A 13,363-nucleotide genomic window follows, 5' to 3' on the forward strand; every position below is an offset into this window, starting at 1 on the left:
GCGTGCGGCCCCTGCGGGACACGGAACCGCCCGCCCCCGAGGTGGTCATCGGGGGCGGGCGGCGGATCCGCGGGTGTCCGAAAAAGGACGGTCAGACCAGGTCGAACCGGTCCAGGTTCATGACCTTGTCCCACGCCTTGACGAAGTCCCGTACGAACTTCTCCTTGGCGTCGTCGCTCGCGTAGACCTCCGCGACCGCGCGCAGCTCGGAGTTGGAGCCGAACACGAGGTCGGCGCGGGTGCCCGTCCACGTGACGTTGCCCGAGCCGTCGCGGCCCTCGAACGTGGACTCGTCCGACGACGTCGACTTCCACGTCGTGCCCAGGTCGAGCAGGTTGACGTAGAAGTCGTTGGTCAGCGTGCCCGGCCGGTCCGTGAAGACGCCGTGCGCGGACTGCTGGTGGTTGGCGCCGAGGACGCGCAGGCCGCCCACGAGGACGGTCAGCTCGGGGGCGCTCAGGGTCAGCAGGCTGGCGCGGTCGAGCAGCAGGTACTCGGCCGGCAGGCGGTTGCCCTTGCCCAGGTAGTTGCGGAACCCGTCGGCCGTCGGCTCGAGCGCGGCGAAGGACTCCACGTCGGTCTGCTCCTGCGAGGCGTCCACGCGGCCCGGCGTGAAGGGGACCTCGACCGAGGTGCCGCCGTCCTTCGCGGCCTTCTCGACGGCCGCCGTACCGGCCAGCACGATCAGGTCGGCGAGCGAGATCTGCTTGCCGCCGCTCTGCGCGGAGTTGAAGGACGACCGGATGCCTTCGAGCGTGCGCAGGACGGCCGCCAGCTCGTCGGGCTCGTTGACCTCCCAGCCGCTCTGCGGCTGCAGGCGCAGGCGCGCACCGTTGGCGCCGCCGCGCTTGTCGCTGCCGCGGAACGACGACGCGGAGGCCCACGCCGTCGAGACGAGCTGGGACACGGTCAGGTCCGATGCGAGGACCTGCTCCTTGAGGGAGGCGATGTCCTGGGCGTCGACGAGCTCGTGGGTGCGGGCGGGCAGCGGGTCCTGCCACAGCAGCTCCTCGGCCGGAACCTCCGGGCCGAGGTAGCGCACGACGGGGCCCATGTCGCGGTGGGTCAGCTTGAACCAGGCGCGCGCGAAGGCGTCCGCGAAGGCCTCGGGGTTCTCCAGGAAGCGCCGCGAGATCTGCTCGTACGCCGGGTCCAGGCGGAGCGCCAGGTCGGTCGTCAGCATGGTCGGGGCGACCTTCTTGGCCGGGTCGAAGGCGTCCGGCACGGTGTCCGCGCCGGCGCCGTCCTTCGGCCGCCACTGGTGGGCGCCCGCGGGGCTCTTGAACAGCTCCCACTCGTAGCCGAAGAGGATCTCGAAGAAGCTGTTGTCCCAGGCGGTCGGGGTGTTCGTCCAGATGCCTTCGAGGCCGCTGGTGATCGCGTCGGGGCCCACGCCCGTGCCGTAGGTGTTCTTCCAGCCGAGGCCCTGCTGCTCCAGGGAGGCGGCCTCGGGGTCGTTGCCCACGGACTCGGACGGGCCGGCACCGTGCGTCTTGCCGAAGGTGTGGCCGCCCGCGATCAGCGCGACGGTCTCCTCGTCGTTCATCGCCATGCGGCGGAACGTCTCGCGGATGTCACGCGCCGCGGCGATCGGGTCCGGGTTGCCGTTGGGGCCCTCGGGGTTGACGTAGATCAGGCCCATCTGGACCGCGCCGAGCGGGTTCTCCAGCTCGCGGTCGCCGGTGTAGCGCTTGTCGTCGAGCCAGTTGGTCTCGGGGCCCCAGTACACGTCCTCGTCGGGCTCCCACACGTCGGCGCGGCCGCCGCCGAAGCCGAAGGTCTTGAAGCCCATCGTCTCCAGGGCGACGTTGCCGGTGAGGACCAGCAGGTCGGCCCAGGAGAGGCTCTGGCCGTACTTCTTCTTGACCGGCCACAGCAGACGGCGGGCCTTGTCGAGGCTGACGTTGTCCGGCCAGCTGTTGAGCGGGGCGAACCGCTGCTGACCGGCACCGGCGCCGCCACGGCCGTCGCTGATGCGGTACGTGCCCGCGCTGTGCCACGCCATGCGGATCATCAGCGGGCCGTAGTTCCCGAAGTCGGCCGGCCACCAGTCCTGCGAATCCGTGAGCACCGCGGCGATGTCGCGCTTCACCGCGGGCAGGTCGAGAGCCTTGAAGGCCTCGGCGTAGTCGAACTCCTCGCCCAGCGGGTTGGACACCGCGGGGTTCTTGGCGAGGATCTTCAGGTTGAGCCGCTCCGGCCACCACTGACGGTTGCCGCCGCCCTGGGTGGGGTGCGGGGCGCGGTCATGCAGGACGGGGCAGCCGGTCGTGCCCTCCGTCTTGGCGTCGGTGACGATTGCATCGGGGTTCTCGGACATGGCAATCCTTCTTCACTCGGTGGATCACGGTGCTCAGGAACTGCGGGCGGCCGGACGGGCCGTGACGCGGCGCGTCGCGCGGCCGACTGGTGGGCAAGTGGAGGGCCGCGTACACGACTTGGCAAAGACTACGGCCCACATGATCACGCGTCCCGGAAGCCGTCGCGCAGAGCGTGGGGCGACCGCCCGGCGGGGCGTCCGCCGAGGCGTCCGCCGGGAGCTCCGCCGGAGGCCGCGTGGCGACGTCCGCCGGAGGCTGCGCCCAGGCGTGCGCCCGGGGCGGAGCAGGGACCCACGGCGCGCGGCGGACGCTGCGCGCCCGCGGCCCGGTGTCCCGCGCCTTCGCGGCGGCGATCCCCCATCACGAATGCGTCTCCTGGTGATGTGTCGCAGTGCTGGTGTGCTGGAGTCCTCTTGTCCCTAGGCTATCGGTGCTTTCGATCCTACGATGGACCAAATCCAAGTCAAGAAAAACACCAAATCCATATCCCTTCGGAACGCGGCCGCCCCCTCCGGCACACTGCGCGTGTCCGTCCAACCCCGAACCGTGGACAGGTGAACGGCATGAGCGACCTGCTCGAACGGCTGCGAGGGCGCGGCTGGCGGATGACGTCCCAGCGGCGTGTCGTGGCGGAGGTCCTGAGCGGCGAGCACGTCCATCTGACGGCCGACGAGGTGCATGTCCGCGCCGCCGCGCTGCTCCCCGAGATCTCCCGGGCGACCGTCTACAACACGCTGGGCGAGCTGGTGTCGCTGGGCGAGGTCATGGAGGTCTCGACCGACGGCCGCGCCAAGCGGTACGACCCCAACGCCCACCGCCCGCACCACCATCTGGTGTGCTCCGGCTGCGGCACCATTCGCGACGTCCACCCGGTCGGCGACCGGCTGGCCGACCTGCCCGCACAGGAGCGTTTCGGCTTCACCCTGTCCCGCGCCGAGGTCACCTACCGCGGGCTGTGCCCGTCCTGCGCGTAGCCGCACGGGCGGGGGAAGCCGGGGCCGGAAGGCCCCGGGACGCGGTCGGCCGACGCCCGCCTCCGCGGAAACGAGTCGTGGGCGACACTCCCGCAGCCGTGTCGAAGTTGGGCTGAACGGGTGAGCGGCGTCATCATGGCCGAATGCAAATACAGCACGTGGGCGAGGTGGTCCGGTGAGCAGGTACGACGTCACCGACGAACAGTGGGAGGGCCTCGCCCAGGTCGTTCCGCTGCGCGGCCGCAACGAATGGCCGTCCAGAGCCGACCATCAGACCATCCCCGGCGACTACGTCACCGTCGAACAGCGGCGCTTCGTCGTCCTGCGCGTGCAAATCTTCGCCGACGCCCGCGAAGTCGCCGAGTACCTCATGGCCCAGATCCCGGTCCTGCTCGACCTGACCGGCGCGGACCCCGAAGTCGCCAAGCGGATCCTCGACTTCAGCACCGGTGTCGTCTTCGGCCTGGGCAGCGGGATGCACCGCGTCGACCGCAATGTCTTCCTGCTCGCGCCGGCCGGCACCGAAGTGGAAGGCATCGCGGCGGCGGTCGTCCCGCAGCCCTGACCGGGCATCCCGCCCCCGCATCCCCGACCGGTATTCCGCCCGCCTCCGGCCCCACCTCCGCCGCCACCCACGGCCGCCGTCACCGGCCGCCCGCCATGGCCGCCGACCCCACCGGCTTCGCCCAGGACCGTCCCGCACCGCCGTACCGTCCCTCATTCGTAGGAAGGTCGACGAGGCGGAACGGTTCGTCAGTTTTCGGGCTGCGTACGGTCCGAGCCATGACCACCAACAGTGACAGGAACGGCCGTCCCGATCGACCCACCGTCACCGAATTACGGCTCTCCGCGTTCCGGACGCACCGCGGCGCGGCCATCCCGCTCGGCCCCCTCACCCTGATCACCGGGCCGAGCGGGAGCGGCAAGTCCAGTGTCCTGGAGGCGTTCGAGGCACTCGCCAGACTCGGCTCGGGCGCGGCGCTCGGAGCCGTCTTCCGCGACCCCGTCGGCTGTGTGCCGGAGCGCGCCGACGCGGACGCCCAGGGCCGCCGCGGCTTCCGCATCGGCTGCACCGTCGACGGCCCCGCCGGGCCGGTACGCCTCGACCTCGCCGTCCAGGCCGAGCCGCAACTCCGCGTCGTCGGCGAACGTCTGACCAGCGAGGGGCAGACGCTCCTGAGCACCGCGCTGCGCGACCCGAGCCGCTCCACCGTCCAGGCGGCCTGGCACACCGCGGGCGCGGTCCCGGTCACGCGCGCGCCGCTGCCCGACGACCGCCTCGGCACCGCGCTGCTGCCGCTGCGCGTCGCCGGTAAGACGGAGGGCCAGCGGCACGTCCTGGCGGCGGCCGAACAAGTCGTCGTCGCGCTGCGCTCGGTGTTTCCCTGCGATCCCCAGCCGCAGCACATGCGCGCCCCCGTCGTGCCGGCCCAGGGGGCCGCCGGCGGCCGGCTGCGGCGCGGCTGCGAGAACCTCGCCGAGATCCTGCTCCGCACCCGCACCGAATGCGGCATCCGGCACGGCAGGCTCGTCACCGCGGCCCGCGCCGGCTGCCACGGCACCGTGACCGGCCTGACCACCGAAGAACTCGCCGACGGTACGGTACGGGCCGTCCTCGCGCGCGGCGGCAACCGGCACGGCACCCCGGTGGGGCGGCTCGGCGAGGGCGAACTGCGCTATCTCGCGCTCGCCCTCGTGCTGCTCACGGGGCCCGGCGTCCTCGCGGTCGACACCGTCGCCGAGGTGCCGCCCGCCATGCAGACCCTCACCGTCCTCGCCGACGGGCTCGACCGCGCGCTCGATCCCCGCCAGGCCCGCGAACTCATCGCCCTCGCGGCCGAGATGTGCGCCCGCGGCCACATCCGGCTCCTCGCCGCCGTCGGCACCGCGGACGGCGCCCGCGAGGCCCACGGGGCGACAGTGGTAGACCTGCGACCGTGACCCGACTCGACGTTACGGCCCTGCAGCGCAGGCTCGCCGCATTCGCCGCCGCCCGCGACTGGCAGCAGTACCACACCCCCAAGAACCTCGTCGCCGCCCTCAGCGTCGAAGCCTCCGAGCTGCTGGAGATCTTCCAGTGGCTCACCCCCGAACAGTCGGACCGGGTGATGAGCGACCCGGACACCGCGCACCGCGTCACCGACGAGGTCGCCGACGTCCTCTCCTATCTGCTCCAGTTCTGCGAGGTCCTCGGCATCGACGTCCTCGCGGCGCTCGACGCCAAGATCGACCGCAATGAACTGCGCTTCCCGGTGCCCGGGGACCCGAAGCCGTCGCCCGGTCCGCCGGATTCGCCTTCGACCACGGAGAGTCACTCTTTTGAGTGACCGAGATACTCACAATCGCCTTGCTGTGCACAGATTTCCGATTTCCTCTGGCTTTCCGGGCCGGGCAAGCTCACTCTAGGTAGTGGACGCGAACGCCGGGTCCGGCACGGGAAACGGGGGCATCGGATGGATGCGGTACGGCTCTTAAAAGTCAGCAGGCACGCACTGACCCAGAGCGGGGCAGTGCTCGACATCGTGGGGGAGGCCTGGCAGGCGCAGGCGCTCGCCCAGGCGATCGGCGGCCACCTCGCGGCCTCCGGCCCGCCGGAGCTGAGGGGCGAGGCCCGCGGTCTCAGCGAAGCCGGCAGCCGGGGCTGCGCGGTCCTCGACCATCCCGGCCTGCGCCGGTCGGCCGTCCGGGCCTCGCAGCTGTCCGAAGTGGGCGATGCGACAAGCGCGTTGACCTCGCTGGCCGCGCTCCTCGGCGACGTCGCCATGGCCCTGGTCTCCGTGGCCTGCGCCACCGACGACGAGGCCCTGTACTGGCAGTGCATGGAGGCCATCGACGCGGCCGACGAATCCACCGACCGGGTCCGTGGAATGCTGCGGCGCATCACGCTGCGGACCCAGGAGAGATCGACGGAGGTGCTCCGCGACTCGGCGACGGGCCCGCCCTGAAGAACGGGTCCCGGGCCGGACCGGCCGCACCGCGGGAGGCCGGCCGCTGAGAGCCGCGGGGGCCGGGCCCCTCACGCCGTGGGGGACGGCCAGTGCCGCATCGGCGAGGGCCTTGGGCCCCCTCGTGCCGGTGGGGCCGCTCAGCGCCGCGGGGCCGGAGTCACCTCGTGCCGGTGGGGCCGCTCGGCGTCGCGGCGGTCGGGCCTTCTCCTGCCGTGGAGCCTCCCGGTGCCGGGGAGGGACTGGGCCACCTCGCGCTGCGGGCCGCCAAGTGTCGCGGGCCGGAGCCGCCTCGCGCCGTAGGGTTCGCCCGCGTGTCACCGGGGCCTGGACGGCCTCGCGCCGTGGGGTGGACGTGGGCGGCTCGTGCCGCGGGGCCGGGGAGGCCTGCCCGGCGGTGGCGGGAGCCTACGGCCGAGGGTGGCTCTCGTGCTCCCCGTGCTCCTCGTGCTCCCCGCGCCCCGGGCCTCCCTCGGCCACTGAGGTCCGCAGGGTCGCGCGGGGCCCGTCCGCCTCGCCGGTCTCGCCTGCCTCGACCGGCTCCTCCGCCTCGCGTGCTTCTCCCGCCCCGGCGTCGGGCGACGAGCGGTCCGCGGTGGACTGGAGGTCCGCGTCGAGCTGCGTCAGGTCCGCGCTGAGCGCGGCCATCAGCTCCTCCATCTGCTGCAACAGCCCCTTGGGCGCACCCCTCCGCTCGGACGCGGAGTGCGGCGCCGACTGCTGCGGCACAGCCTGATCCGGCACAGTCTGTTCCGGCACGGCTTCCTGGGACATGGCGGCCTCCTCGGCCCGAGCCCTCCGGCAGGGGCGGAGGGCGGAGAATCGGTCGACGTACCGGCCACGGCCGCCGACACGCGGGCCGGGCACTCCGGCTCCGCCCGAGCCAACGAATACTGGGCCTCAACGTCACTGGTCAGAGGGGGCGTGCACCACCAGAGCGGTCAATATTCACCCGACCGGGGTTCCGTCGGGGGAGTCGTGGAGGCAGGGTTGACGACGGCTCCACGGTGCAGGATGGAGCCATGGATCTTCGCATCTTCACCGAGCCCCAGCAGGGCGCCGGCTACGACACCCTCCTGACCGTCGCCAAGGCCACCGAAGACCTCGGCTTCGACGCCTTCTTCCGTTCCGACCACTACCTCCCGATGGGCAGCGCCGACGGGCTGCCGGGCCCGACCGACGCCTGGATCACCCTGGCCGGGCTCGCCCGCGAGACCCGGCGCATCCGGCTCGGCACCCTGATGACCGCGGGCACCTTCCGGCTGCCGGGCGTCCTCGCCATCCAGGTCGCCCAGGTCGACCAGATGTCCGGCGGCCGGGTCGAACTGGGCCTGGGGGCCGGCTGGTTCGAGGACGAGCACAAGGCGTACGGCATCCCCTACCCGAAGGAGAAATTCGCCAGGCTGGAGGAGCAGCTGGCCATCGTCACCGGGCTCTGGGCCACCGAGGTGGGCCGCACCTTCGACTACCAGGGCACCTACTACCAGCTCAGCGACTCACCCGCGCTCCCCAAGCCCGCGCAGGCCAAGGTCCCCGTCCTGATCGGCGGGCACGGCGCGACGCGCACCCCGCGCCTCGCCGCGCAGTACGCCGACGAGTTCAACATCCCGTTCGCCTCCATCGAGGACAGCGAGCGGCAGTTCGCCCGGGTACGGGCCGCCGCCGAGGCGATCGGGCGCAAGGCGGACGACCTGGTGTACTCCAACGCGCTGGTGGTGTGTGTGGGCAAGGACGACGCGGAGGTGGCCCGCAGGGCCGCCGCCATCGGACGCGATGTGGAGGAGCTCAAGGCCAACGGCCTCGCCGGCTCGCCCGACGAAGTCGTCGAGAAGATCGGCACGTACGAGGCGACCGGCTCGTCCCGTATCTATCTGCAACTGCTCGACCTCCACGACCTCGACCACCTCGAACTGATCTCGGCGCGGGTGCTGCCGCAGCTGACCGGAGCCTGACGGTGCGCCCCGCCCGGACACTCGCCGCGGCCCTCGCGCGCGGGACGGTCGTCCTGGACGGCGGCCTGTCCAACCAACTGGCGGCTCAAGGCTGCGACTTGAGCGACGAGCTGTGGTCGGCCCGGCTGCTCGCGGACGACCCGGAGCAGATCCGGGCGGCGCACGAGGCGTATGTACGGGCGGGCGCCCAAGTCCTCACCACGGCGAGCTATCAGGCGACGTACGAAGGGTTCGCGCGCCGGGGCCTCGGTCGGCGCGAGGCCGAGCACCTCTTCCGTGAAAGTGTTCAACTGGCGCGCAGAGCTGCAGAGTTGAGGGGATCGACGGATTCGGGGGCGCCCGGGGGTGACGTCTGGGTGGCGGCCTCCGTCGGGCCCTATGGCGCCTTCCTGGCCGATGGCAGCGAGTACCGGGGGCGGTACGGGCTGAGCGTGCGCGAGCTGGAGCGGTTCCACCGGCCCCGGATCGAGGCGTTGGTGGCCGCGGGGCCCGATGTGCTGGCCCTGGAGACGGTGCCCGACATCGATGAGGCGGAGGCGCTGCTGCGGGCGACCGAGGGATGCGGGGTGCCGGTGTGGCTCTCGTACAGCATCGAGGACGGGCGCACACGGGCCGGACAGGACCTGGCCGAGGCGTTCGGGCTCGTCGCGGGCGAGGACCGGGTGATCGCGGTCGGCGCCAATTGCTGCACTCCGGCCGACGCCGGCCGGGCGGTGCCCCTCGCGGCGTCGGCCGCGGGCAAGCCGGTGGTGGTCTACCCCAACAGCGGCGAACGGTGGGACGCGGAGCGCCGTCGGTGGACGGGCGACGTGACGTTCGACGCGGCCCGGATCGAGGAGTGGGCGGCGTCGGGCGCTCGGCTCGTCGGAGGGTGCTGCCGGGTCGGGCCGGAGCGGATCGCCGAACTGCCGGCGCGCGTCAGGGGCGCCGGAGGGTAGCGAAAACCCTTGGTGCGCGCGGCCGGGACCAGGCAATACTCGGCTGCGTGTTCCTGACAATCACCACCACCGGCACCCCTGAGCGCCCCGCGACCGACCTCGGATTTCTGCTGCACAAGCACCCCGACAACGCGCAGCGCTTCTCCACCTCCCACGGCACCGCGCACATCCTCTACCCCGAGGCCACCGCCGAGCGCTGCACGGCCGCGCTGCTCCTGGAGGTCGATCCGGTGGCGCTGGTCAGGCGAGGTCAGGGCAAGGGGCGGGGCGGCGCGCCCGACGCAGCGCTCGCGCAGTACGTCAACGACCGCCCCTACGCCGCCTCGTCGCTGATGTCCGTCGCGATGTCCACCGTCTTCAAGAGCGCGCTGCGCGGCGTGTGCCAGGCGCTCCCGGAGCGGGCGGCCACACCGCTGCCGCTGCGCATCGAGGTGCCGGCGCTGCCCGCGCGCGGCGGCGCGGAGCTGGTGCACCAGCTGTTCGGGCCGCTCGGCTGGTCCACGGTGACCGCCGAACCCGTGCCGCTGGACCCGCAGTTCCCGCAGTGGGGCGACTCGCGCTACGTACGCCTGGTGCTCGAAGGCGAGCTGCTCCTGGCCGACGCGCTGCGGCAGCTGTACGTCATGCTGCCCGTGCTCGACGACGCCAAGCACTACTGGGTGGCACCGGACGAGGTGGACAAGCTGCTGCGGGCCGGCGACGGCTGGCTGGCCGCTCACCCCGAGCGGCAGCTCATCACCAACCGGTACCTGGCGCGCCGCCGGAGCCTGGCCCGCCAGGCGACGGAGCGGCTCGAACTGGTGCGGCTCGCCGAGGCCGAGGGCCTGGACGTGGCCGAGGTCGACAACTCCGTCGACGAAAGCCGCGACACGGAGCGGAGGCCGGCGCCGCTGGCCGAGCAGCGCCGGGACGCGATCATCGCCGGACTCGTCGCGGCGGGAGCGTCCCGCGTGCTCGACCTCGGCTGCGGGCAGGGCCAGTTGGTGCAGGCGCTCCTCAAGGACGCGCGGTTCACCGAGATCGTCGGGGTCGACGTGTCCGTGCGGGCGCTGAACACCGCGGCCCGGCGACTGCGCATCGCCGACATGACGGAGCGTCAGGCAGCGCGGGTGAAGCTGACGCAGGGCTCCCTCGCCTACACCGACAAACGGCTCAAGGGGTACGACGCGGCGGTGCTCAGCGAGGTGATCGAGCATGTGGATCTGCCGAGGCTGCCGGCGCTGGAGTACGCCGTGTTCGGCGCGGCGCGGCCCCGCACCGTGATCGTGACGACGCCCAACGTCGAGTACAACGTCCGCTGGGAGACGCTTCCCGCCGGGCACGTGCGCCACGGGGACCACCGATTCGAATGGAGCCGGGCGGAGTTCCGGACCTGGGCGCACACCGTTGCCGAACAGCACGGCTACGCCGTCGAGTTCGGGCCCGTCGGCCCCGACGACCCGGAGGTCGGGCCGCCCACCCAGATGGCGGTCTTCACGCTGACCGGCACCGACGCGCCCACCCCGGGCGACAGCGCGCCCACCCGGCACGACACCACGAAGGAGGCGAAGGCAGCATGAGGGAAGAGACCACCCCGGCCACCCCACACACCCCGGCCACCCCACACACCCCGCGCACATCGGAGACCCCGGAGGCCCCGGCGGCGTCGGCCGCCTCGGAGGGTGCCAGGACGCTCGCCGTCACCGACCTCTCGCTCGTCGTGCTCGTCGGCGCCACCGGCTCGGGCAAGTCGACCTTCGCCCGGCGCCACTTCAAGCCGACCGAGGTCATCTCCTCCGACTTCTGCCGGGGCCTGGTCGCCGACGACGAGAACGACCAGAGCGCCAGCTCCGACGCGTTCGACGTGCTCCACTACATCGCGGGCAAGCGCCTCGCCGCGGGGCGGCTGACCGTCGTGGACGCCGCGAACGTCCAGACGGAGTCCCGCAAACAGCTCGTCCGCATGGCGCGCGAGCACGACGTGCTGCCCATCGCGATCGTCCTCGACCTGCCGGAGGACGTCTGCGCCGAGCGCAACGCCCGGCGCCCGGACCGGGCCGGCATGCCACGCCATGTGATCGGCCGGCACCGGCGCGAACTGCGGCGTTCCCTGCGCGGCCTGGAGCGCGAAGGGTTCCGCAAGGTACATGTGCTGCGCAGCGTGGCGGAGGTGGAGAGCGTCGAGATCGCCATCGAGCGGCGGTACAACGACCTCACCCACCTCACCGGCCCCTTCGACATCATCGGTGACGTCCACGGCTGTCGCTCCGAGCTGGACACCCTGCTCGGCCGGCTCGGCTACGAAGACGGCGTCCACCCCGAGGGCCGTACCGCCGTCTTCGTGGGAGACCTCGTCGACCGCGGCCCCGACAGCCCCGGCGTGCTGCGCCGGGTGATGCGCATGGTCGCCGACGGCAACGCGCTGTGCGTGCCCGGGAACCACGAGAACAAGCTCGGGCGTTACCTGAGGGGACGCAACGTCCAGCACACCCATGGTCTCGCCGAGACCATCGAGCAGTTGGAGAAGGAGGACGACGGTTTCCGGGAGCAGGTGAGGGAGTTCATCGAGGGGCTCGTCAGCCACTACGTGCTCGACGGCGGCAAGCTGGTCGTGTGCCACGCCGGGCTGCCCGAGAAGTACCACGGCCGCACATCGGGCCGGGTGCGTTCGCACGCGCTGTACGGGGACACCACGGGCGAGACCGACGAGTTCGGGCTGCCGGTGCGCTACCCGTGGGCCGAGGACTACCGAGGGCGTGCGGCGGTGGTGTACGGCCACACCCCCGTGCCGAACACCTCCTGGGTCAACAACACCATCTGCCTGGACACGGGCGCCGTGTTCGGCGGGAAGATGACCGCGCTGCGCTGGCCGGAGCGCGAGCTGGTCGACGTGCCGGCGGAACGGGTCTGGTACGAGCCGGCCAGGCCGATGGCGACCGACGCGCCCGGCGGCCACGAGGGCCGGCCCCTCGACCTCGCCGATGTGCACGGGCGCCGGATCGTCGACACCCGGCTGATGGGCAAGGTCGCCGTGCGCGAGGAGAACGCCGCGGCGGCCCTCGAAGTCATGAGCCGGTTCGCCGTCGACCCGGCGCTGCTCACCTACCTGCCCCCGACCATGTCGCCGACCGCGACCTCGGCGCAGGAAGGCTTCCTCGAGCATCCGCGGGAGGCGTTCGCGCAGTACCGCAAGGACGGCGTCGCCCACGTCGTGTGCGAGGAGAAGCACATGGGGTCCCGGGCGGTGGCCCTGGTCTGCCGCGACGCGGAGGTCGCGCGGGAGCGGTTCGGGGCGCGCGGCGCGACCGGGGTGCTGCACACCCGTACCGGACGGCCGTTCTTCGACGACGCGGTGGTCACCGAGGAGGTCCTGGGGCGGCTGCGGTCGGCCGTGACCGCAGCCGGTCTGTGGGACGAACTCGGCACGGACTGGCTCCTGTTGGACGCCGAGCTGATGCCCTGGTCGCTGAAGGCGGCGGGGCTGCTGCGGTCGCAGTACGCCGCGGTCGGAGCCGCGTCGGGGGCCGTGTTCCCGGCCGCCGTCCAGGCGCTGGAGGCCGCGTCGGCCCGAGGCGTGGACGTCGGGGAGCTGCTCGGCCACCAGCGCGGACGGGCCGCCGACGCCGCCGCGTTCACCGAGGCCTACCGGCGCTACTGCTGGACCACGGACGGACTCGACGGCGTGCGGATCGCACCGTTCCAGATCCTGGCGGGGCACGGCCGCAGCTTCGCCGGCGTGCCCCACGACGAGCAGCTGGCCCGGCTCGACCGGCTGGCCGCGCACGACCCGACGGGGCTGGTCCGGCGGACCCGCCGCCTGGTCGTGGACACCGGTGACGAGGCCTCGGTGCGGGCCGGCGTCGACTGGTGGCTCGAGCTGACCGGGGCGGGCGGCGAAGGCATGGTCGTCAAGCCGCTCCAGGCGCTCGCCCGTGACGGCCGGGGCCGGCTCGTCCAGCCCGGCATCAAGGTGCGCGGCCGCGAGTACCTGCGGATCATCTACGGTCCCGAGTACACGCGTCCGGACCACCTCGACCGGCTGCGGCAGCGCTCCCTGGGCCACAAGCGCTCGCTCGCCCTGCGGGAGTACGCGCTCGGCCTCGAAGCGCTGGCGCGCCTCGCGGACGGCGAGCCCCTGTGGCGCGTCCACGAGGCGGTCTTCGCGGTGCTCGCCCTGGAATCGGAGCCGGTCGACCCCCGGCTCTGACCCGGTCACCCCGGTGCGCGGGGCGGACCGTCCCGCGGCTGGGGGCG

Annotated in this window: 11 protein-coding genes; 9 read left to right on the forward strand and 2 right to left on the reverse strand. The window is 72.6% G+C overall.

Annotated elements, in window-relative coordinates:
* Window positions 1–91: 91 nt before the first annotated feature.
* Window positions 92–2,320, reverse strand: coding sequence for a catalase/peroxidase HPI (gene katG / locus OOJ98_RS23465; protein WP_267056905.1), 2,229 nt, complete (start codon window positions 2,318–2,320; stop codon window positions 92–94).
* 564 nt (window positions 2,321–2,884) lie between these two features.
* Between katG and OOJ98_RS23470 the strand changes: the two genes are divergently transcribed.
* From OOJ98_RS23470 to OOJ98_RS23490, 5 genes are all read left to right on the forward strand, one after another.
* Window positions 2,885–3,295, forward strand: a complete 411-nt coding sequence (locus tag OOJ98_RS23470) for a Fur family transcriptional regulator (protein WP_267056906.1) — start codon at window positions 2,885–2,887, stop codon at window positions 3,293–3,295.
* Between the two features lie 175 nt (window positions 3,296–3,470).
* Window positions 3,471–3,860 carry a cell division protein SepF gene (locus tag OOJ98_RS23475; RefSeq protein ID WP_267056907.1) on the forward strand — a complete coding sequence of 130 codons (390 nt, stop codon included), beginning with the start codon at window positions 3,471–3,473 and terminating at the stop codon, window positions 3,858–3,860.
* Between the two features lie 218 nt (window positions 3,861–4,078).
* Window positions 4,079–5,236, forward strand: coding sequence for an AAA family ATPase (locus tag OOJ98_RS23480; protein ID WP_267056908.1), 1,158 nt, complete (start codon window positions 4,079–4,081; stop codon window positions 5,234–5,236).
* Window positions 5,233–5,622 carry a nucleotide pyrophosphohydrolase gene (locus tag OOJ98_RS23485; RefSeq protein WP_267056909.1) on the forward strand — a complete coding sequence of 130 codons (390 nt, stop codon included), beginning with the start codon at window positions 5,233–5,235 and terminating at the stop codon, window positions 5,620–5,622. Before OOJ98_RS23480 ends, OOJ98_RS23485 begins: the two co-directional genes overlap by 4 nt.
* A gap of 126 nt (window positions 5,623–5,748) precedes the next feature.
* Window positions 5,749–6,240 carry a DUF6099 family protein gene (locus tag OOJ98_RS23490; protein ID WP_267056910.1) on the forward strand — a complete coding sequence of 164 codons (492 nt, stop codon included), beginning with the start codon at window positions 5,749–5,751 and terminating at the stop codon, window positions 6,238–6,240.
* Between the two features lie 408 nt (window positions 6,241–6,648).
* Here OOJ98_RS23490 and OOJ98_RS23495 read toward each other — a convergent pair whose 3' ends face one another.
* The gene (locus OOJ98_RS23495) at window positions 6,649–7,014 is read right to left on the reverse strand and encodes a hypothetical protein (protein ID WP_267056911.1); all 366 of its coding nucleotides are present in this window, start codon (window positions 7,012–7,014) and stop codon (window positions 6,649–6,651) included.
* Window positions 7,015–7,262: 248 nt separating this feature from the next.
* On the opposite strand from OOJ98_RS23495, the gene OOJ98_RS23500 reads away from it, so the two are divergent.
* From OOJ98_RS23500 to OOJ98_RS23515, 4 genes are read left to right on the forward strand one after another with little or no spacing between them, the layout of a single operon-like run.
* Window positions 7,263–8,192: an LLM class F420-dependent oxidoreductase gene (locus OOJ98_RS23500; protein WP_267056912.1), complete on the forward strand. Its 930-nt coding sequence runs from the start codon at window positions 7,263–7,265 to the stop codon at window positions 8,190–8,192.
* Between the two features lie 2 nt (window positions 8,193–8,194).
* On the forward strand, window positions 8,195–9,130 hold the full coding sequence (gene mmuM, locus OOJ98_RS23505; protein ID WP_267056913.1) for a homocysteine S-methyltransferase: 936 nt from the start codon (window positions 8,195–8,197) through the stop codon (window positions 9,128–9,130).
* Between the two features lie 47 nt (window positions 9,131–9,177).
* Entirely contained in the window at window positions 9,178–10,689 is a 1,512-nt protein-coding gene (locus tag OOJ98_RS23510) for a 3' terminal RNA ribose 2'-O-methyltransferase Hen1 (protein ID WP_267056914.1), read from the forward strand.
* Window positions 10,686–13,316 carry a polynucleotide kinase-phosphatase gene (locus OOJ98_RS23515; protein WP_267056915.1) on the forward strand — a complete coding sequence of 877 codons (2,631 nt, stop codon included), beginning with the start codon at window positions 10,686–10,688 and terminating at the stop codon, window positions 13,314–13,316. The genes OOJ98_RS23510 and OOJ98_RS23515 overlap by 4 nt, the downstream gene beginning before the upstream one ends.
* Window positions 13,317–13,363: the final 47 nt, after the last annotated feature.

Source organism: Streptomyces sp. NBC_00083, from assembly GCF_026343295.1.
Taxonomy (GTDB): Bacteria; Actinomycetota; Actinomycetes; order Streptomycetales; family Streptomycetaceae; genus Streptomyces.